21 protein-coding genes are annotated in these 20,083 nt (G+C 56.6%); 7 read left to right on the forward strand and 14 right to left on the reverse strand.

Annotation, left to right across the window (positions count from 1 at the left end; translation table 11 throughout):
- Positions 1-148: 148 nt before the first annotated feature.
- From betC to AC2D8V_RS10370, 3 genes are all read right to left on the reverse strand, one after another.
- Positions 149-1,657: a choline-sulfatase gene (gene betC / locus AC2D8V_RS10360; protein WP_484733448.1), complete on the reverse strand. Its 1,509-nt coding sequence runs from the start codon at positions 1,655-1,657 to the stop codon at positions 149-151.
- Positions 1,654-2,229 carry a choline-binding transcriptional repressor BetI gene (gene betI, locus AC2D8V_RS10365; RefSeq protein WP_484733449.1) on the reverse strand — a complete coding sequence of 192 codons (576 nt, stop codon included), beginning with the start codon at positions 2,227-2,229 and terminating at the stop codon, positions 1,654-1,656. The genes betC and betI overlap by 4 nt, the downstream gene beginning before the upstream one ends.
- Before the next feature lie 67 nt (positions 2,230-2,296).
- Complete coding sequence (locus AC2D8V_RS10370; RefSeq protein ID WP_484733450.1) at positions 2,297-3,202, reverse strand: DMT family transporter; 906 nt, start codon at positions 3,200-3,202, stop codon at positions 2,297-2,299.
- A gap of 208 nt (positions 3,203-3,410) precedes the next feature.
- Here AC2D8V_RS10370 and AC2D8V_RS10375 point away from each other — a divergent pair, with 208 nt between their 5' ends.
- A complete protein-coding gene (locus tag AC2D8V_RS10375; RefSeq protein WP_484733451.1) occupies positions 3,411-3,674 on the forward strand; it encodes a hypothetical protein in 264 nt (87 codons plus the stop codon).
- A gap of 86 nt (positions 3,675-3,760) precedes the next feature.
- Here AC2D8V_RS10375 and AC2D8V_RS10380 read toward each other — a convergent pair whose 3' ends face one another.
- On the reverse strand, positions 3,761-4,501 hold the full coding sequence (locus tag AC2D8V_RS10380) for a YebC/PmpR family DNA-binding transcriptional regulator (protein ID WP_484733452.1): 741 nt from the start codon (positions 4,499-4,501) through the stop codon (positions 3,761-3,763).
- A gap of 126 nt (positions 4,502-4,627) precedes the next feature.
- Here AC2D8V_RS10380 and AC2D8V_RS10385 point away from each other — a divergent pair, with 126 nt between their 5' ends.
- A complete protein-coding gene (locus tag AC2D8V_RS10385) occupies positions 4,628-4,999 on the forward strand; it encodes a bleomycin resistance protein (protein ID WP_484733453.1) in 372 nt (123 codons plus the stop codon).
- Positions 5,000-5,027: 28 nt separating this feature from the next.
- On the forward strand, positions 5,028-6,800 hold the full coding sequence (locus AC2D8V_RS10390; protein WP_484733454.1) for an SLC13 family permease: 1,773 nt from the start codon (positions 5,028-5,030) through the stop codon (positions 6,798-6,800).
- Between the two features lie 96 nt (positions 6,801-6,896).
- Here AC2D8V_RS10390 and AC2D8V_RS10395 read toward each other — a convergent pair whose 3' ends face one another.
- Entirely contained in the window at positions 6,897-7,061 is a 165-nt protein-coding gene (locus tag AC2D8V_RS10395; protein WP_484733455.1) for a hypothetical protein, read from the reverse strand.
- A 152-nt stretch (positions 7,062-7,213) separates the two neighbouring features.
- Here AC2D8V_RS10395 and AC2D8V_RS10400 point away from each other — a divergent pair, with 152 nt between their 5' ends.
- Positions 7,214-7,735, forward strand: coding sequence for a hypothetical protein (locus AC2D8V_RS10400; RefSeq protein ID WP_484733456.1), 522 nt, complete (start codon positions 7,214-7,216; stop codon positions 7,733-7,735).
- A 12-nt stretch (positions 7,736-7,747) separates the two neighbouring features.
- Here the strand turns inward: AC2D8V_RS10400 and AC2D8V_RS10405 are convergent, their stop codons facing one another.
- Genes AC2D8V_RS10405 through AC2D8V_RS10415 form a run of 3 tightly spaced genes read right to left on the reverse strand, consistent with a single transcriptional unit; the run spans position 7,748 to position 11,304 of the window.
- A complete protein-coding gene (locus AC2D8V_RS10405; RefSeq protein ID WP_484733457.1) occupies positions 7,748-9,532 on the reverse strand; it encodes an SLC13 family permease in 1,785 nt (594 codons plus the stop codon).
- Between the two features lie 51 nt (positions 9,533-9,583).
- Complete coding sequence (locus AC2D8V_RS10410) at positions 9,584-10,495, reverse strand: DMT family transporter (RefSeq protein ID WP_484733458.1); 912 nt, start codon at positions 10,493-10,495, stop codon at positions 9,584-9,586.
- Positions 10,492-11,304 carry a TIGR00282 family metallophosphoesterase gene (locus AC2D8V_RS10415; protein WP_484733459.1) on the reverse strand — a complete coding sequence of 271 codons (813 nt, stop codon included), beginning with the start codon at positions 11,302-11,304 and terminating at the stop codon, positions 10,492-10,494. Before AC2D8V_RS10415 ends, AC2D8V_RS10410 begins: the two co-directional genes overlap by 4 nt.
- A 126-nt stretch (positions 11,305-11,430) precedes the next feature.
- On the opposite strand from AC2D8V_RS10415, the gene AC2D8V_RS10420 reads away from it, so the two are divergent.
- A complete protein-coding gene (locus AC2D8V_RS10420; protein WP_484733460.1) occupies positions 11,431-12,264 on the forward strand; it encodes an SDR family NAD(P)-dependent oxidoreductase in 834 nt (277 codons plus the stop codon).
- Positions 12,265-12,304: 40 nt separating this feature from the next.
- Here the strand turns inward: AC2D8V_RS10420 and AC2D8V_RS10425 are convergent, their stop codons facing one another.
- Positions 12,305-12,865 carry a 5-formyltetrahydrofolate cyclo-ligase gene (locus AC2D8V_RS10425; protein WP_484733461.1) on the reverse strand — a complete coding sequence of 187 codons (561 nt, stop codon included), beginning with the start codon at positions 12,863-12,865 and terminating at the stop codon, positions 12,305-12,307.
- Positions 12,862-14,256, reverse strand: a complete 1,395-nt coding sequence (mgtE, locus tag AC2D8V_RS10430; RefSeq protein WP_484733462.1) for a magnesium transporter — start codon at positions 14,254-14,256, stop codon at positions 12,862-12,864. Before mgtE ends, AC2D8V_RS10425 begins: the two co-directional genes overlap by 4 nt.
- Positions 14,257-14,366: 110 nt before the next feature.
- Here mgtE and guaD point away from each other — a divergent pair, with 110 nt between their 5' ends.
- Complete coding sequence (gene guaD, locus AC2D8V_RS10435) at positions 14,367-15,671, forward strand: guanine deaminase (RefSeq protein ID WP_484733463.1); 1,305 nt, start codon at positions 14,367-14,369, stop codon at positions 15,669-15,671.
- Here guaD and AC2D8V_RS10440 read toward each other — a convergent pair.
- The 4 genes from AC2D8V_RS10440 to AC2D8V_RS10455 all read right to left on the reverse strand — a co-directional run bounded on the left by AC2D8V_RS10440 (position 15,668) and on the right by AC2D8V_RS10455 (position 19,613).
- Positions 15,668-17,014 (reverse strand): 8-oxoguanine deaminase, encoded by a 1,347-nt coding sequence (locus tag AC2D8V_RS10440; protein WP_484733464.1) that lies wholly within the window; start codon positions 17,012-17,014, stop codon positions 15,668-15,670. The genes guaD and AC2D8V_RS10440 overlap by 4 nt on opposite strands.
- On the reverse strand, positions 17,011-17,817 hold the full coding sequence (locus AC2D8V_RS10445; RefSeq protein ID WP_484733465.1) for an inositol monophosphatase family protein: 807 nt from the start codon (positions 17,815-17,817) through the stop codon (positions 17,011-17,013). Before AC2D8V_RS10445 ends, AC2D8V_RS10440 begins: the two co-directional genes overlap by 4 nt.
- Before the next feature lie 70 nt (positions 17,818-17,887).
- Entirely contained in the window at positions 17,888-18,262 is a 375-nt protein-coding gene (locus AC2D8V_RS10450) for a helix-turn-helix domain-containing protein (RefSeq protein ID WP_484733466.1), read from the reverse strand.
- Positions 18,263-18,737: 475 nt separating this feature from the next.
- A complete protein-coding gene (locus AC2D8V_RS10455; RefSeq protein WP_484733467.1) occupies positions 18,738-19,613 on the reverse strand; it encodes a LysR family transcriptional regulator in 876 nt (291 codons plus the stop codon).
- 128 nt (positions 19,614-19,741) lie between these two features.
- On the opposite strand from AC2D8V_RS10455, the gene AC2D8V_RS10460 reads away from it, so the two are divergent.
- Entirely contained in the window at positions 19,742-19,957 is a 216-nt protein-coding gene (locus tag AC2D8V_RS10460) for a DUF1127 domain-containing protein (RefSeq protein ID WP_484733468.1), read from the forward strand.
- Positions 19,958-20,083 lie beyond the last annotated feature (126 nt).

The following is a 20,083-nucleotide window of genomic DNA, read 5'->3' on the forward strand; positions in this document are numbered from 1 at the left end:
CGCGTTCACATAAAAGACGTGCGCGCCAAAGGCGCGCGCCGCTGGATCACGGCAGGGTCGTGCTGACCGGTATCTGCAAAATTCGAGTTCGAGGAGTAGCATTGGATTTTGTGCCTCCGGCGGGAGTTTATTCAGCAAAGTGAAGGAGCTATTCACCGCGGGGAAATCTTTTGGAGTCTTCGAGGATGTTGAGGTCCATATGATTGCGCATGTACTGCTCTGATGCGTCGCGCAGGGGCTGGTAATCCCACGGATAATAGCCGCCCTCGCGCAGCGCCTCATAGACCACCCAGCGGCGCGCTTGGCTTTTACGGATATCCGCGTCAAATGCCTCCAGATCCCAGCGTGCCTTTGATTTGGCCCGCAGCGCAGTCAGCGTGCCCTGATGCTCCGGCGCATTTGCAAGATTGGTTAACTCGTTCGGATCTGCATCGAGATCAAAGAGTTGTTCTGGATCGAGTTCGCATCTGTTGTACTTCCACTTGCCATAGCGCAGAGACACCATCGGGGCGTTCGACGCTTCGGCAGCATATTCGATGGCAACGGGTTCCTGTCGTTCTTCTCCCTGCCCAAATGGCACGAGGGAGACGCCAGTTGTCCACGGCATAACCTCTTGCATGGAAACGCCGGCAAGCGCGCAAAGTGTTGGACAGACATCAATAGTCGATACCGGGTCCGTTTTCAGTCCCGGTGCCATTTGCGGTGCCGCGATCATAAGCGGCACGCGCGCCGACCCTTCGTAGAAGGACATTTTGAACCACAAGCCTCGCTCGCCCAGCATATCGCCGTGATCGGAGACGAAGACGACGATGGCTTCTTGCCGTGTATCTTCGATCGTTTGGAGGATTTCGCCAATCTTGTCGTCAAGATAGCTGATGTTGGCAAAATATGCGCGGCGCGATCGAGCGATATCGTCGGGCGTGATGTCAAAGCTGCGCCAGTCGTTCGCATCAAAGATACGCTTTGAGTGGTTGTCCTGCTCTTCATATGGGATTGCCGGTACGACCGGCTGCAGGTGCTCGCAGTCCTCGTAGAGGTCCCAGTATTTTTTGCGAGCAACGTAAGGATCATGCGGGTGGGTAAAGCTTACCGTCAGACACCAGGGACGCGCATCGGCCCCGCGTGACAGATCGTAAAGTTTGCGCGTGGCATTATAGGCCACCTCATCATCATACTCCATCTGGTTGGAGATTTCCGCCACCCCTGCCCCGGTCACCGAGCCCATGTTGTGATACCACCAGTCAATCCGCTCACCCGGCTTGCGGTAATCCGGCGTCCATCCGAAGTCGGCAGGATAGATATCGGTGGTCAGGCGCTCTTCAAACCCGTGCAGTTGGTCAGGCCCGACAAAATGCATTTTGCCCGACAGGCAGGTCTGATACCCTGCACGACGCAGATGGTGCGCGTAGGTCGGTATTGACGAGCAGAATTCAGCAGCGTTGTCATAAACTCCAGTTGCTGAAGGAAGCTGGCCTGACATGAACGCGGCACGACCGGGCGCACAGAGGGGGCTGGCAGTATAGGCGTTGCGGAATCTTGTTGAACGGCGCGCTAGCTTTTTGAGGTTTGGCGCGTGTAACCAGTCTGCCGGGCCATCGGGGAACAGTGTGCCGTTGAGTTGGTCAACCATCAGGATCAGAATGTTGGGCTTGCTCATGGGTTTTCTTTCAAAAGGCTCTTGAGTGCGCCGAGAAGCAGCGCGCGCGCCGCATCCGCGCTTGTTGACGACGCCAGCGCGGCGCGCAGATACAAACCGTCGATCAGCGCGGCGATCAGTTCTGCGTGCTCTTCAGGCGCGTCGGACACAGGCCGCAAGGCGTGCAGCAGATTGGAATTCAGGCGCCGTTGGTACAAACGCAGCAGGCGCAGCGTTTCGGGATTTATCTGGGCCGACGCATAAAGTGTCATCCAAGCACTGATCGTATCCGGGGCGAAACAAGACGGTGCGAAGCTGGCTTCAATTACGGCACGGGCACGGTCACAAGGTGTGTCGGCCGCGTGCAATGCACGTCGCACTTCGTCACCGAAATCGCGCAGAATCTGGCGCATGGCCGCCAGAAAAATCTGGTCCTTGCCGCCAAAGTAATGATGCGCAAGCGCCGTTGACATGCCTGCGCGCCTTGCAATCTGGCCAACCGTGACGTCCAGCGATCCGCGCGCACCGATCTCTGCGATCGTAGCCTCCACCAATGCTGTGCGCCGTACGGGTTCCATACCCAGTTTCGGCATCTGCATCCCCTCACATCAATGCACGCTCAGCTAGCTGGATTTTGATTGACTCGTCAATCAATAAAAATCAGGTTTTGGTCTGATTGACCACGGGCGTGGTCGGCTTGCGGTTCAAGACAGCTTCTCGCCAGGTGATAAAGGTCACCGATGACAAGATCAGCACACCACCGAGAATTACCCAGACATCCACCGACTCGCCGAAGGCAAAGTATCCAAGCAGCACAGCCCAGATTAGCTGGGTGAAGGTCACAGGTTGCGTAACCGTGACGGGCGCAGCGGCGAAGGCGAGGGTCATGGTATAGTGCCCCGCCACGGCAAAGCATGCGACGAGAAACAAGATGGCAAGCTCTCTCAGTGTCGGCGTTACCCAGTCTATCAGCGCGAATGGCGCGAGCGCGATCGTCACAAAAATCGACAACATCGCCACGACAACCGACGGCTTGATCTCATCAGCCAATATCTTGGCGGTGAGATAGGACCCGCCAAAGACGATCGCAGTGAAGATCATCGCGATATGTCCGCTGCTGACCTCTCGGAAGCCCGGGCGCAGAATGATCATCGCCCCGACAACTGCCAAAATTACTGCAGCAATGCGTCGAAAAGCCAGTCTTTCGCCCAGAAAAAGCGCAGCACCGATCGTGACATAGATGGGTGCAAGGTAGTTCATGGCGGTCACTTCCGCGAGGGGAATACGGACCATAGCATAGAACCACAAGATCACCCCCAGCGCATGAAATGCACCGCGCGAAGCGCACAACGTCCACTGCCGCCGTGTCAGATGCGCAGTGCGCAGCGCACCGATTGCGGGAATGAGAAACACCAGACCGAGGAGATAGCGCAGAAAAGCAGCTTCAGCGGGTGGAATACGCGGGCCCAAAAACTTAACGAGCGCAGTAACAGTGATAAAGCACAGCCCGGTGACCAACATCCAAAAGACACCCACCAGCGGCCGGGAAAACGTTTCGCTAACCATGAAGTATAGACACTCCTTTCTGGTCCAGGCCGCAAGCCCTACTTTGGCCGGACCGTTGGGTTAAATTGACACCTGCCGCGCGGCATTACGGGTCATCGCATAACGGAAACGTGAAAAAATAACGTCGGGTAACGGAAATCTTATTGGGGATGATTGGCGTATACCTGTTCAGTTCCCATATGGTGGGGAGGTAGTAAGGATGTGCGATATGTTGGATAATCTGAATCGGCTGGATTTGACGGCCAAAGACATCGAGTTGATCGAGGCTGCGCTTCAGACGCAGAAAAAGATTTTGTCCGTCCAAAGCGAGGCCGGCGGCACGCGCGCGCACCAGAAGCTTTCCGAGCTAAAACAGCTTATCAAGCGTGTGGGTCGCGCCCGCCCCGGCCCCGAACCGCGGACAGCGCCGGGTTTTTTCGCATCGGCGCGGTGCTTTTTCGGAAGCCACGGGTTTTGTTCAGAACAACGCTGAAACTTACCATCGCCGCTGACCAAGACCTGCAGAAATAAAAAAAGCCGCCACAATTCAGGGCGGCTTTTTCGTTGCTCGAGCAGCTTTTACAACTGCTCCATAACTTCGTCGGATGCCTCGAAGTTGGTCGTAACGCGTTGGACATCGTCGTCATCTTCCAAAGCGTCGATCAGCCTCATCAGCTTTTGCATCCCGTCCAGATCCATCTCGGTTGTGGTGGTCGGTTTCCAGACCAGTTTCGTTGAGGTAGTTTCGCCCAACTCTGCTTCTAGTGCTGTTGCCACGTCATTCAGGTCGGTGTCCGCGCACCAGATCGTGTGTCCGTCCTCGGTGCTCTCGACATCTTCCGCACCCGCCTCGATCGCTGCCATCATAACGGTGTCTGCATCGCCAACTTCAGCCGGGTACGTTACCTCGCCTTTACGGTCGAACATGAACCCGACGCTGCCCGTCTCGCCGAGATTTCCGCCGTTCTTTGTAAAGGTTGAACGGACGGTAGACGCGGTGCGATTGCGGTTGTCTGTCATCGCTTCGACGATGACTGCGACACCGTTGGGGCCATAGCCCTCATAGCGGATCTCTTCGTAATCATCGCCATCACCCACCTGAGATTTCTTGATGGCGCGATCGATATTGTCTTTCGGCATGGATTGCGACTTGGCCTCTTTTACCGCCAGCCTCAAACGCGGGTTTTTGTCAGGATCGGGGTCACCCATTTTTGCGGCAACCGTAATCTCCTTGCTCAACTTGGAGAAAAGCTTGGCGCGAACCGCGTCCTGCCGCCCTTTACGATGTTGAATATTCGCCCATTTAGAGTGGCCTGCCATAGCACCATCCATCCGATATAACTGCGTTAGCGCCTGCTATAAAACAGGTGACAGGCGCGGGGCAAGGGCAGCCCTGTGTATCCAGTTGGTTTTGCTTCATGAGAGCGCTTGATGTACGCTGCGGTCATGGCAGAGATAACCCAGATCACTCCTTTTGTGATGACGCACGACCTAGAGGCGTCAATCGACTTTTTCACGCGGATATTGGGCTTTTCCTGCACATTTCAGATGGAAAACTACGCTTTTGTGCAGCGTTTGGGAAAAGCTATCCGATTGATCGAGGTCGATGCGTCATGTGTCATCGGAGAACAGATGATCTATCTCGACTGCGACGACGTCGACACGCTTTTCGACGAACTTCAAAGCAGGCTGGAAACCCTCGCGCGCGACCGGGTGCGCGCACCTTTTGACCAGCCCTACCAACAGCGCGAATTTCATGTGAAAGACCCTGACAACTGCCTTCTGCTCTTTGGCACAGCAATTAGCGCTTCCCCCTGAGCGCGCTTCATGGCTAGATCGCAGGCCTATGACCAGTGATCAGATCATCTTGTTTGCCCTTTTCGCCACCGTGTTCGGCATGCTGCTGTGGGGCCGGTTTCGCTATGACATCGTCGCCTTCAGCGCCTTGATGATTGGCGTGGTTTTGGGGGTCGTCCCCACTGCTGACGCCTTTTCAGGTTTTGGCCATCCAGCGACCCTTGTGGTTGCCCTCGTGCTCGTCGTGTCAGCCGGGCTCGTTCGTTCTGGCGCTGTTTTTCTAATCACGCGCACTCTCGTTGATGCCAGCCGAAAGCTCGGCGCACATATCGCTCTCATGGGCGCCATTGGTGGTGTGCTCTCCGCGTTCATGAACAACGTCGCCGCTCTTGCGTTGTTGATGCCAGTCGATATCCAGACCGCACGCAAGGCAGGGCGCCCGCCCGGGCTGAGCCTTATGCCTCTGAGCTTTGCGACGATACTGGGCGGCATGGCCACACTGATTGGAACGCCCCCCAACATCATCATTGCGGCAATCCGGCAGGAAAGCCTCGGCGCACCCTTTGCCATGTTTGATTTTGCGCCGGTGGGCGGGATCGCCGCGCTCGCTGGCTTGGCGTTTGTGTCGCTCATCGGCTGGCGATTGATCCCGCAGCGGCTAACGGAAGAGACCGACACCACGGACATATCCCAATACATCGCAGAGCTTGTGGTTCCTGACGGGAACAAGCAAATCGGCAAGCGCGTCGCAGAGCTATACGATGCGGCGGACAAGGCCGATGTCGCTGTGCTGGGCGTAATTCGCGACGGCAAGCGCCAGTACGGTCAGGCACGTAACACCGTGCTACGGGCAGAAGATGCACTGGTCATCGAAGCCACACCCGAAGCGCTTGACGAGTTCCGCGCGAGCCTCGATCTCGCAGTGGCTGACGAAAAGCGCAGCGATGCGTTGAACGCCGCGGGGGACGGCGTCGAAGTGATAGAAGTAGTCGTGCCGGAAGACGCCCGTATCCAGGGGAAAACAGTTCGGGCCATTGGGCTTGCATGGCGGCAACGCACTGTTTTGCTTGGCATCTCGCGTCGTGGTCGGAGGTTGACCAAACGGCTGCGTGACACATCTATCGAAACCGGCGACATCCTCCTGCTGCTGGTCCCGCGTGACACCGGTCAGGATGTGGCGGAATGGCTTGGCTGCCTGCCGCTTGCGGATCGGGGTCTTGCGGTTACCGCAAATCACAAGGTTTGGCTTGCGATCGGGCTGTTTGCGGTTGCGGTTTTGGCTGCAAGTTTGGGGCTGCTCTATCTGCCAATCGCTTTGGGTTTGGTCGTCGTCGCCTATGTGCTGGTCCGCATTGTTCCGCTGTCAGAACTGTACGATCACATTAATTGGCCGGTTGTTGTGCTGCTTGGATCAATGATCCCGCTGGGTGCCGCGCTGGAAAGTTCGGGCGGGACAGAATTGATTTCCAATGTGTTGGTCAACTTGACGGCTGGCCTGCCTGCTTGGGCAGTATTGACCGTGTTGATGATTGTGACGATGACGCTTTCTGATGTTTTGAACAATACAGCGACCACAATTGTCGCCGCCCCGGTAGGCATACAGATGGCGCAGTCGCTAGGCGTTTCGCCGGATCCTTTCCTGATGGCGGTCGCAGTTGCCGCGTCCAGTGCGTTCCTCACGCCGATCGGACACAAGAACAACACTTTGATACTTGGTCCCGGCGGATATGATTTCGGTGACTACTGGCGCATGGGACTACCGCTTGAAATCATCATCGTGGCGGTTTCAATTCCGGCAATCCTCGTTTTCTGGCCTCTCTAGACACAAAAAGGCCCGCGATATGGTCTTACCCTTGACGGGGCCATTTCGCGGGCCGGAAAAATCTTGTGCTGCAATCTGTCTCGCAGCTGGGCGCTGTTAACGTCCGTAAACAGCGCGATACGCGACGTCGTATGCGTCTTCTGGATACAGACCAAGATCGATGGCCGTCGCACGTGGCATGTGGCGCAACTCGCAATAGGTCCGATTGAAATCTGCACGCTTTTGCGCGGAGATTTTCAGTTTCTTCACCAAGTCGGTCATGGATAATCCTTTCATCAAACGGTGAACCTGATGGCACAGAAATGGTAGCAATGACCGGCACTTTCCAGACACAAATGCGCATTGCCGCTTTGCATAAAACACATAGCAATCCGGTAGATAGATCGCCTGCCTGCCATCAACCAAATTTTAAAATGAAACTGATATCAAGTGGTACAAGCTTGAAAATGGGGCCACAGATGGTGCTGCCTTCGGCAAACGACAGTTTTCAGATCAGACGCGCTGCTTTCTCTGTTACCGAGCAGGAGGAAGACGCAGGCCTGTTCCAATCCGAGTTGTGTCAGATCATGGTCGAATTGATCCCGCAAACCCGCAGAAACGGGCGCGGCGATATTATCATACGTGGCTTTGTCGACCGCAAACACGAGGTCGATGTCGTATTTGCGGGCAGACGAGCAGCGCAGGCCAGCGCATTGGAAGGGCAACTTAAGGCGCTCTTGCGTGCCGCACGCACGATTGCCAAAGCGGCCGACAACACGCCGCCACAAATCGAAACGCTGCGCTTACCCGTCCGGATTGAAGGCGCATGGCGTAGAGCCGCGAAACGAGACGAAACCGGCTGGGAGACAAGCAGCTATCATTTTATCGCCGCCCGCTGGTCATTATTGGACCGTCACGGAAACGTTGTCGCTTTTGGCAAGCCGGTTTCAAAATAGCATGCCGGCCGTCTAAAGCGGCCAGATCAGCGGAATAATCAGCGACACGATACAGGCGGTGCTGAGATTGAGAGGCAGGCCAACGCGCGTGAAATCGGTAAACCGGTACCCGCCCGGTCCGTAAACCAGCGTATTGGTCTGGTATCCGATAGGTGTCGCAAAAGCGCAGGATGCCGCGATCATCACAGCCACCACGAGCGGGCGCGGATCAAGCCCCAGGGCGTTGCCCAATCCGATGGCCAATGGGGTCATGATCACCGCCACCGCGTTATTGGAAACGATCTCGGTAAACGTGGACGTGAGCAGAAACACAGCCAGCACTACGACTGTCGGCGGCACGGACATCAGCGCAGGCGCCACACCGTCAACGATCAACGCAATGGCACCGGAACTCTGCAGGGCCGCTCCGACGGCGAGCATTGAAAAAATCAGGGCCAGCAAGCGTCCGTCCACAAAGGAAAACGCTTCGTCTGCGTCGATGCAGCGGGTGACCAGAACCAGTGCAACGGCCACCACCGCAAGCAACAGGATAGGTGCGACATCCAGCGCAGCCAAGGCCACAATGCCAAAAAGGGCGGCGACCGCAATCGGCGCGTGGCTGCGCCGATAAGCCCGTGCCGACGGGTGCGATACGTCCACCAGTTCCATGTCGTCGGCCAGTCGCTGAATGTCCTCTGGCGCACCTTCCAGCAAGAGAGTATCCCCCACTTTGACCACAAGGTCGTCCAACTGGCGGCCAATGTTCTGGTTTCTGCGATGCACGGCGAGTGTATAAACGCCATATCGACGCCGCAGGCGCATGACGCCCAGCGATTTGCCGACCATCCGGCACCCCGGTGTGATCAGAACCTCAACCGTTGAGGTCTCTACCGCCGAAACCTGATCGACGGGTTTGAGCTCTTTGTTTTCGTGCAGGCTGAGGATTTCCGTCATTTGCGTCCGCAAAACCACTCGATCACCCACCTGCAGCGCAACACCTTTGAGATTGCGCCGCAATGATTTGTCGCCGCGCACCACATCGATCAGACGTACGCCTTCACGCTTGAACAGTTGGACCGCGGTAACATCCTGACCGATGAGATTACTGTCAGGAGGGATAACAGCCTCGGTGAAAAACTTCATCTTGGAGGATCGATCTGTCAGCATGTTCGCCATGCTGTCTCTTTCAGGCAATAGATGACGCCCAAAGATGCCAAGGTAGATCAATCCCCACAGGCACACCACCAGACCGATGGGCAGGATTTCAAAGATCGTGAACGCCTCTAATCCTTCGCCACGCGCAACCCCGTCGACGAGCAGGTTGGTTGATGTGCCGATCAACGTCAGTGAACCACCCATGATCGCCGCATAGCTCAGTGGGATCAGGAACTTTGAGGCCTTCGCGCCCAAAACCCCTGAAAGCTGGACCATGACGGGGATCATCACGACGACAACCGGCGTATTGTTCATGATCGCCGACGCGCCCATGACAGAAAGCAGAACGCCAATAATCGCCGTTTTGGGGCGTTTGCGGGCCTGCCGCTCGGCCATCCGTGTCAGCACCTCCAATGCCCCGGTGCGCACCAGCGCCCCCATGACGATGAACATTGCCGCAATCGTCCATGGCGCGGGGTTACTGAGAATCGCAAGCGCCGCCTCGTAGGGCAGGACACCGCTGGCCAGCATCAACGCGGCCCCGGCCAAGGCAACCACCTCTGTTGGGTAGGTCTCGCGCACGAACAAGACGAACATGATAAGAACGACGCAGATGGTCAGCAAAGGCGCCATCAATGACGAGGTCGCCAGCAGCGGTGTCATGTTGGGTGCACCTCGAATTCAAGCATTACCGGTAAAAGTGTCGCTGATTGGTCATCCCGGGGCAAGCACCGCTTTCGGACGCGGTTGTACGAGGTACATGCCTGCAAACATCAGCGCCATCGCCGCCCAGATACCGGGCGCGTAGCCTTCGCCCAAAAGCACCATAGCCCACAGGACACCAAACCCAGTTACCAGATAGCTGACTTGTACGGTAAATACGGCCCCTGCCCTTCCGACCATCCAGACATAAGCCGTATAGACCAAGACGTGAATGACAGAGCCGGCCACATGCGCCAAACCTTCAGGGGTGGTGGCTTCAACCGGCGCAAGCCACTGGTTTGTCACAAGAGCAACAGGGAGCACCATGACGGCACCGATCGCCGACGCACCGTAGAGCACTTCGAACGCGTCCATTCCAGCGGTTCCGAATTTAGCGACAAGATTTCCCTCAAGCCCATAGCAAATGCCGCTGATCAAGCCCACCAAAAGCCAGAAGACCGGCAGGTTCATCGCTTGCGCGCCCGGCGCAAGGATCAGGAATACACCGCATAAGCCCAGCAAAAGGCCAGCCAGACGCCGTTTGGAGAATGCATCCGTCCCAAGCGCCAGTGCGATCGGAAAGGCCCACATCGGCACCATAGACAAAAGCAACGAAAGAACGCCGGATGGTAAATGCACCGCTGCCTGATACGAGGCGCCGTTCGGTGCGATGGTGCCGATCACCGCAACCATTGCGCAAACCGACCACTTTGGCACGCTGCGCGGCAAGCGCCGCCCCCGGATCCAGCAGATCGGGGCTATGAACATAGCGCCTATGGCAAACTGCCAGAAAATCAGTCCGAAGTGCTGGTACCCTGTGGATACGGCAATCTTAGTCAGCGGAAGCGTCACGCCCCAGCCCGCGCCCATCACAACCAAAATCGCGGTCAGCCAGAAAACCTCGCGGCGTGGCAATGATGTCATGGGGCCGCCGCTTGCAGTAGGCCTCCATCGCGCACCATGGCTATGTTCTTTGCCCGTCCGGTCCTGTCGTCCGTTTCCACGAAAACACCCGACAGCGTCGCGTCGCCCGTCGCCGGTGTAAAGCGTTCCTTGGGCATGCCAGTAATGAAACGTCGCAGAGGTTCGGTTTTTTCCATCCCGATGACAGAGTGGTAGTCGCCACACATTCCTGCATCGGTCAGGTATCCTGTTCCACCGGGCAGGATCATCGCATCCGCCGTCGGCACATGTGTATGGGTTCCTACCACCAAGCTTGCCTTGCCATCGCAAAAGTGACCCATCGCCATCTTCTCTGACGTTGCCTCGCAGTGAACATCGACCAGAATTGCCGCGGCCTGCCCGCCCAGCGGGTAGGTTTTCAATATCGGCTCAAGCGCAGAGAACGGGTCGTCGAAGGGCCGTTTCATAAACACTTGCCCCAACACCTGCGCCACAAGGACCTTGCGGCCATTCTTCGCGGTAAAGAGTGCCGCCCCTTTTCCCGGCGCGGTTTTTGAGAAATTCAACGGCCGCAAAATGCGCGGTTCTTCTATGATGAACTGCAACATGTCCTTCTGGTCAAACGCATGATCTCCCAGCGTCAAACAGTCCGCGCCGGCATCAAGCAGTGCTTTGGCGTGAGCGCCTGACACCCCCATGCCAGATGTCGCGTTCTCCGCATTCACAATTACAAAATCCAGCCGCCACTCAGCGCGCAGCCGGTTGAGATTGTCGCAAATGGCACGGCGTCCCGCCCGGCCCATTACATCACCAAGAAACAAGATTCTCATAAGGGATGGGTAGGGCCGCAAGCTTGGCACGGCAAGGGCAACGCCAAAATAAACATTGCGCATGCCCATCGCCAAAACCGGCTTGAACCCCTAATCTGGGATAACTCAAGCGGGAAGGAATGCAGCATGGGATGGAGCGAAATCGAAAGCGCAAAGGGTGTCGCCGTAATCACCGGCGGCGCAAGCGGCGTCGGTCTTGCAGCAGGTGAACTATTGGCCAAGCGCGGGTTTGACATCCTCTTGGCAGACCGGGATGCGGCAGCACTAGAGCAGGCCGCCGGGCAGATTGCGGCGCTGACAGCAAAGGTGGACACGGCGGTCACCGATGTTTCTGACCCCGCCGCAATGAACGCGCTGGCGGATAAGGCCTTTGAAATGGGCGGGGTTGCTGTTCTGATGAACAACGCCGGGATCGGGATCGGGTCTTCGGCATGGGCAGAGCCCGAGGCTTGGCGCAAGACCTTTGATGTGAATTTCTTTGGCGTTGTCAACGGCGTACAGGCCTTTGTTCCCAGAATGGTTGAGGCAAACCGACCAGCCTGTGTGATCAATACCGGATCCAAGCAAGGCATCACGACACCCCCCGGAAATCCGGCATACAATGCGTCAAAAGCAGCCGTGAAGGTTCTGACAGAGCAACTGGCACATGAGTTGCGAGAAGCAGGTGCACCCATTGACGCGCATCTATTTGTCCCAGGATTTACCTACACGGGTATGATTGCAGCGCATTTTTCGGAAAAGCCGGACGGCGCATGGACCAGTGAAGAATGTGTCGAATATCTCTTTGGTGCCGTTGCAGACGGCGTGTTTTACGTCCTGTGCCCCGACAATATGGTCACGGAGGAGATCGACGCCAAACGTGTGATCTGGGCTGCACAAGACGTAGCAGAGCGGCGACCCGCACTATCGCGCTGGCATCCTGACTGGAAGGAGAAATTCAGCGCCTTCGAGGGCAAATAATGAACGCGCGTGTCGGTCGCACAATCGATGGCTATTCGCATCATCTCAGATCGACAACACGCGTGTCGGTGATCACCAGATCCAGCGGTTGGTCAGTCGGCTCCAGTGGCAAGCTGTCCATCTGCTGGGCATCATAGGCGAAGCCGATCGCCAATGTCGCCCGGCGTGACTGGAGTTGTTCCAACGTTCTGTCGTAAAACCCGCCACCATACCCTAAACGCCCGCCGCGCGTATCAAACGCGACCAGCGGTACGATCAGGATTTCTGGCTCGATAAAGTTCAGTTCCGCAGGTACCTGTGCACCAAAGGGACCAGGCACCAACTCTGTGTCGGGCTCCCATTGTGCGAATGTCAGCGGCAAGCCTTCGGCCTCAATTACCGGAACCCCCACGAGCCCATGAGCTGCGGCCTCGGCCATGGCAGGGCGCGGATCTATTTCCGTGCGAATAGGCATGTAGCCCGCAAGTGGTACACCGCGAAACCCTGCCAAAAACCCAGAGAGAACCGCTGCCGCCGCACCGGTGTCCGTCGTATGCGCGGCCTTGCGGGCCTCAAAGGCACGCTTGCGTGCTTCGGCCTTTATCTCTGCGAGAGCGGTCACAGCAAGACCACAGCCGCAAGACCAAGGAATGCAAAAAATCCGACAACATCGGTCACAGTGGTTACGAAGGCTCCCGACGCCAGCGCGGGGTCGATACCCAGTCGCTCCAGTATTACCGGAATAACCGTTCCCGCCAGACCAGCGATAACAAGGTTGATGACCATCGCTGCGGCGATCACATACCCCAGCGCTGGTGATCCAAACCAGATTACTCCAACCACGCCTATAACAACCGCAAATATCAACCCGTTTACCAGACCAACGAGAACTTCGCGCCGGATCACCCGCCAGACGTTCGCGCCGGTAAGGTCCTTGGTGGCAATTGCGCGCACAGCCACGGTCAGAGATTGCGTCCCGGCGTTACCTCCCATTGAGGCAACAATCGGCATCAACACCGCCAAGGCGACAATTTGCGACAGCGCCGCTTCAAACTGCGCGATGACCAACGATGCAGCAATGGCCGTAACCAGGTTGACTGCCAGCCATGGCAAGCGCTGTCGCGTCGTATTGATCACCTTGTCGGACAGCGATCCTTCGCCAACCCCGGCGAGACGCAGAATATCCTCTTCGTGTTCTTCATCAAGAACGGCCATTGCGTCGTCGATGGTAATGACACCGATCAAACGGCCCTCATCATCAACAACAGGAGCCGAGATGAGGTGGTACTGGTTAAACGCATAGGCCACATCCGACTCGTCCTGCGTTGCGGGGATGACCTGAAACGTCTCTTCCTGCAAATCGACCAGCTTGGTTTCGCGCTTGGAGCGCATCAATTTGCCCAAAGTCACATTTCCCACCGGGTGCAGCCGCGGATCGACAATCACAACATGGTAGAATTGGTCGGGCAGATCGGCTTCAGGCGTTGCGCGCAGATGGTCGATCGCCTCGCCAACCGTCCAATACTCCGGGGCCATGACCACTTCACGTTGCATAAGCCGGCCGGCGGAATACTCCGGATATCCCAAAGCCTGTTCAACAGCTGCCCGATCCACCTCTTCCAGTGCTTCGAGAATTGCTTCCTGCTGCTCGTCCTCAAGATCTTCGACCAGATCCACGACGTCGTCGCTATCCATGTCGCGAACGGCCTGCGTTAACACTTGTGGCGTCAGGATGGCGATGACTTCTTCGCGAATACCCTCGTCCAGCTCTGACAGAATCTCACCGTCAAATTCGCGGTCGTAGAGCCGCACAAGACGCGCACGATCAAAGGGATTGATCTGTTCCAGAAGGTCGGCGATATCGGCCGCGTGCAGCGGCTCCATCAACTCGGTCAGTTTGGCCGGATCCTCAATATCGACGGCATAAAGAATTGCGGCTATGGATTTGGGGTCCAGCACGTATGCTTCGTCTGTGGCTTCTGCCTCAGCGACGTTCTCCGTCTCGTCCGACATGGGCGCTCCTACTGGTTATGCGCCGGACCATAAGCGCGTGCCAAAGCGGATACAATGGCCCGTCAGGTTTCGTCGTTGTCCCCCGCGCCGCAACAGCCTAAAGAATTGACATGAGCAACCAAACCCTCCTCTGCGGACAAATTTTCGAAGTCTCAGGCAACCCTATGATTGACCCGTGGCGCGACGTCACAAAGGTCAATTCCACTGGTGCAGTTCTCATTGAGGACGACCGGATCATGGCTGTCGGCCAACAAGACGCATTGGCAAAAGATTACCCCCACGCGCGTCGCGTTGATTACGGGGCGCACCTGATCGTGCCCGGGTTCGTAGATGCACATGCCCATTATCCGCAAACGGCAATGATTGCGAGTTGGGGCAAACAGTTGATCGATTGGCTGAACACCTACACCTTCCCCGAAGAGATACGGCTTGCGGATCCCGATTACGCGGCAACGATCGCCGCGCGGTATCTCGATCTTGTGCTGTCGTATGGCACGACGACGGTCTGTTCATACACAACCATCCACCCTCACAGTGTCACTGCGTTCTTTGAGGCCGCAGCGACCCGCGGGATGCGGACAGTTGCCGGCAAAACCTGTATGGATCGCAACGCACCGGATGCGCTTCGTGACACTGCACAAACCGCTTACGATGACAGTAAAATGTTGATTGAGCAGTGGCACGGACGCGGCCGCGCTCAATACGCGATAACACCACGGTTTTCGCCGACGTCAACGGCCGAACAACTGTCTGCGTTGGGTACACTTTGGCAAAGCTTTCCTGACTGCTTGATGCAAACGCATCTAAGCGAGCAATTGCCGGAAATCGACTGGGTGCGAAATCTCTACCCCGAGGCGCGCGATTACCTCGACACCTATGAAATGCACGGTCTGCTTGGATCGCGCGCGGTTTTTGGCCATGCAATCCATCTTGAGCCGCGCGAGATCGACAGGATAGCCGAGGCTGGTGCCTCTCTGGTCCATTGCCCTACATCCAACACATTTATCGGATCCGGCCTGATGAACGTCGCAGGGCTGGCCAAACGCGGCATCCCACTTGGTCTCGCAACAGACACCGGTGGTGGCTCGTCCTTTTCGATGCTGCGCACCATGGCTGCCGCTTATGAGATTGCCCAACTGCGTGGCACAGCACTGCATCCGGCACAGCTGCTGTGGCTGGCCACTGCTGGCTCTGCCCGCAGCCTGCATCTGGATACAAAAATCGGTACTCTTGCACCAGGATTTGAGGCGGATATCACCGTGCTCGATCTTGCCTCCACACCAGCGATTGCGCAGCGTGAATCAGAGGCTTCCGATTGTTGGGAGGCGATTTTTCCAACCATCATGATGGGAGATGATCGCGCAATCGCAGATGTCTGGGTTGCCGGCCAGCGTCACCTTAAGCCTGCGGCTTAGAGATTTTCGCTCAACGCTCTGGCCATTTTGTTCTGCTGACCGATCGCAGCCCGCAAATCAAATGTCGTAATCTGCCCGTCACGAACAATCTCTCTACCTTCCACGATCAGATTGCGAACAGTCGTGGGGCCAGCCAACAGCAACGCGGCGGGATCCCAGCTGCCAGCAGCTTCGATGCCAGAGACATCCCAAATAGCGATATCTGCGCGCGCGCCCGGCATGATCCGACCACACTCCGGTCGACCCAAGACGTCTGCGCCGCCACGCGTCGCGATTTCCAAAGCTTCACGCGCGCTCATCGCGTCGGCACCACGTGCGACCCTCTGCAAAAGCATCGCTTGCCGCGCCTCCAACACCAGGTTGCCAGCGTCGTTACTGGCAGACCCGTCAACGCCGAGCCCCACAGGAACACCTGCGTCCCGCATAGCGCGCACGGGCGCAATACCACTGCCAAGTCGGCAATTGGAACAAGGGCAATGCGCGACGCCCGTCTTTGTGCGGGCAAAAAGATCGATCTCGCTGGCGTCCAGTTTAACGCAATGCGCGTGCCACACATCCGGCCCGACCCACCCCAGATCTTCAGCGTATTGACCAGGCCGACAGCCGAATTTCTCTAGTGAATATGCGATGTCCTCTTCATTTTCAGCCAGATGCGTGTGCATCATTACGCCTTTGTCGCGCGCAAGCAGAGCCGCATCGCGCATCAACTCACGGCTGACCGAAAAGGGCGAGCACGGCGCCACACCGATCCGGCACATTGCTGCTTCTGATGGATCGTGGAATGCATCAATCACACGAATGCTGTCGCTCAGGATGTCCGCCTCGGCTTCGACAAGACTGTCAGGCGGCAAGCCACCATCCGAGACCCCGATACTCATCGCACCCCGGGTTGGATGAAACCTCAGCCCCACATCTCTTGCGGCATGGATGGTGTCATCCAATTTTGAATCGTTTGGAAACAGGTACAGGTGATCGCTCGTGAGGCTACAGCCAGACAGCGCAAGTTCCGCAAGTCCAATCTGAGCGGACACATGCATATGATCCGCGCCAAACCGGGCCCAGATCGGGTAGAGCGTCTGCAACCAGCCAAACAAAAGGGCGTCCTGCCCGCCTGGAACTGCACGGGTCAAGGTCTGGTATAAATGGTGATGCGTGTTTACGAGGCCCGGTGTGACGATGCACCCCTGCGCGTCGATAACATCGGCACCCTGCGGCGCGGCAATCGCCTGCCCAACCGCATCAATGCGTCCATCTGTGACAAGAACATCAGCTGCTGCATACTCCCGACGGGTGTCGTCCATACTAAGAATGTGGTCGGCATTGCGGATCAGCACCGATGTCATGCCATGGACCTTTTCAATATGGCCAAAGCTTCGCGATGGATTTCGGCATTGGCGGCAGCGATGGCCCGCCCACCTTCATGTGCAGGATTGCCGCTCCAATCCGTCACGATGCCGCCTGCCGCTTGGATGACAGCGATAGGCGCTTGAATATCGTAACTTTGCAACCCGGCCTCGATGACCAAATCTACTTGTCCTGCAGCCAGCAAGGCGTATGCGTAGCAGTCCATGCCATAACGGGTCAGACGCGCTCCTGATGCAACTTCATGAAACGCCCTGCTCTCTTGCAAGGTGCCCACTTCGGGAAAAGTCGTAAAAACCGTGGCTTCCGATAAAGGTCGGGGTGCCAGGGTTTGCAGCGGTGCTTCGCCCAACGGCCCGTTCATGCGCCCGGTTGTACCAAGGCCGATAAAGCGTTCGCCAACATAAGGTTGGTCAATCAGGCCATACCTGGGCCCAGTTGCGTCGGAAACAGCGATCAGGACACCCCACGTCGGCGTGCCGCTGACAAACCCGCGCGTGCCGTCAATCGGGTCCAGTACCCACGTCAGACCGCTTGTGCCGCTTTTGGCGCCGTATTCTTCGCCCAGAATTGCATCCTGAGGTCGCTTTAGCCGGAGGATTTCGCGCATTGCACGCTCGGCTGCGCGATCCGCTTCTGTGACCGGATCAAACCCGTCGGCCAGTTTGTTTTCTGCTGTCAGCGCCTTTGAACGAAAGTGTGGCAAGATCGCTGCGCGCGCGGCATCTGCCATGGCCTGCGCCACAGCATCAATTTCGTTATAGTTGAAATCGGGACGTGTCATAGCACATCACGTCGCACGTCGCGCCGCCCCCGGCAAGGGACAGCGCCACAGAAAGTTGCGCGGTAGTTGGTTAAGCGACGTCGCTGAGCACGCGCGCCAGCTCAAACAAGCGGCGCCGCTGGTTTTCTGGGATCGCGTAGTACGACCGAACCAGATCCATCGCCTCTTTGTCGCCCATCATGTCCGCAGGGATCGCATCGCTCTTGCCCTGATCACTTTCCGCACCGCTCTTCAATCCTTCGAAGAAGAAAGACACGTCCACTTCCAGTGCATCAGCAATATCCCAAAGCCGAGACGCGCTAACTCTGTTTGCGCCCGTCTCATACTTTTGAATTTGCTGGAATTTAATACCGACTGCTTCCGCCAGTTTTTGCTGTGTCATCCCCACAAGCCACCGGCGCTGTCGGATGCGTTTTCCTACATGAACATCAACTAAATGTGCCATCAAGTTTCCTTGCTCTGTGCCCTATGGGGCGCGTCTGAAGGTTCCTGTTGTGCGGTGCCTCCCCGGTACGGCGCCACAAAACCGTTACATTTCGCACAATACGTAAAAACCGGTTTCGATCAACTACAATCACTGCACGTTGACGTGTGCTCACAGGCACTCAAATCAACCCTTGCGTGTTTTTTTAAATACTGCAACGCGTTACACAATTTCTCGTGGTAGATGCTTCACAGCAAAAAATCTTTAAAATACGACATAAATCAATCCCCTAGCATTTCTATCAGGGGTTGCGCAGATCGAATCACATCGAAGCGCAGTCTCTCGGATAACGGGAACCCTCACGCAGATGCCCTCAAAGTTGACGTAGCGGAAAGATAACGTAAACAAACTCATTTTTTGATCAAAAATCGGCAGACAATCGAATTTCTCAGCAGTTATTGATTGCTGTCGTCTCAATTCTGCGGTCGTTTCTGGCTTAAACCGCTTTCAGTCGAACGCCCTCAGACATTGTAAAAGCGCGCCGCAAGAGTGTTGCCAGCGTCTCGTGGACCTCGCCCTTGCCAGGAGCAGCACCGTACAGGTTGATCTGTTGCATCGGCAAGTCCGGCAAGTCGCCTCCGTGATCAATACGTTCCAGATGTGGCGGCTCCGTGCCTTCGATCATCGTGTGTACCGCCAGATCAGCGCTAACGGTTGCTTCGATTGTCCGGTCGCTCTCCGTCTCTACAATGACGTCCCACGGAATTCCCGCCGCATCCAAAGCTTCGACAACACGTGGACGAAAGGTACACAACCGTCCAAAAGCAAGCTTCAGAGGATGTTGCCGCCACGCGACGCCACCGGGCGCACCAATCCACACCAAGGGCTTGCGGCACAGTGTTTCAGCGTTTGGCCCCTGCTCTGTTTCTGTTGTCAGGATCAGGTCGCACTCACCTCTGCCAAATTGTTCTTTCAAAGCGCGTGTATACGATGACACCAACTGCACTTTGACCCGAGGATAGGCCGAGTTGAACTGTTTGAGCACCTGCGGAATGGCCGGGTAGACGATGTCATGCGGAACGCCCAACACGATTTCGCCTTCAAAGGCCTGATCTGTCAGCCGACCGATCACCTCGTCATTCAGCGCCACCATACGACGTGCATAGACCAATAGCTGCTCTCCCGAGGCGGTCAGTGCGATTGTACGACCGGACCGGTCCAGCAATTCGACGCCCAGCAAGTCTTCCAATCGTTTGAGCTGCATGGAGACAGCCGATTGCGTGAGGTGCAGAAACCCCGCCGCACGCGTTACACCACCCGAATCCGCCACAGCGACAAATGATCGGAGCGTCGTGACATCGAGATTTCTCATGTATCAATATCCTTGATGAATAGGTTCACAAACATTCGTTTCACTAATCATACACCAGATGCCATATACATCAAGTAAATTGATGAATAACCGAAAATGCATCACATATCGATGAAAGGACACCTCCCATGACCTATATTGATCGCAGCGCCACTTTCCGCAGCTTTGCGCCAAAAACCTTGCGCGCTTCTTTGTTCACACGCCTTGCAGTCTGGCGGTCGCGCCGGCAACTCGCGAAACTGGACGCATACGCACTGGAAGACATCGGCATCACCGCTGAAGAAGCGCGCCGTGAGGCAAACCTGACCGTTTGGGACGTACCCGCGAACTGGACGCAAAAATGACCAAGGCTCCATGATTTGCGGGGACGCGCGAAAATAGTCGGCCAATTCCCCGCAAATCGTTCTATTCCTGAGCGAAAAACCTTGAAATAGTCACAAAGCACCCCGATATTCGTAAGCGAGAGCGCG

It is taken from the genome of Roseobacter sp. YIN89 (genome assembly GCF_057219365.1).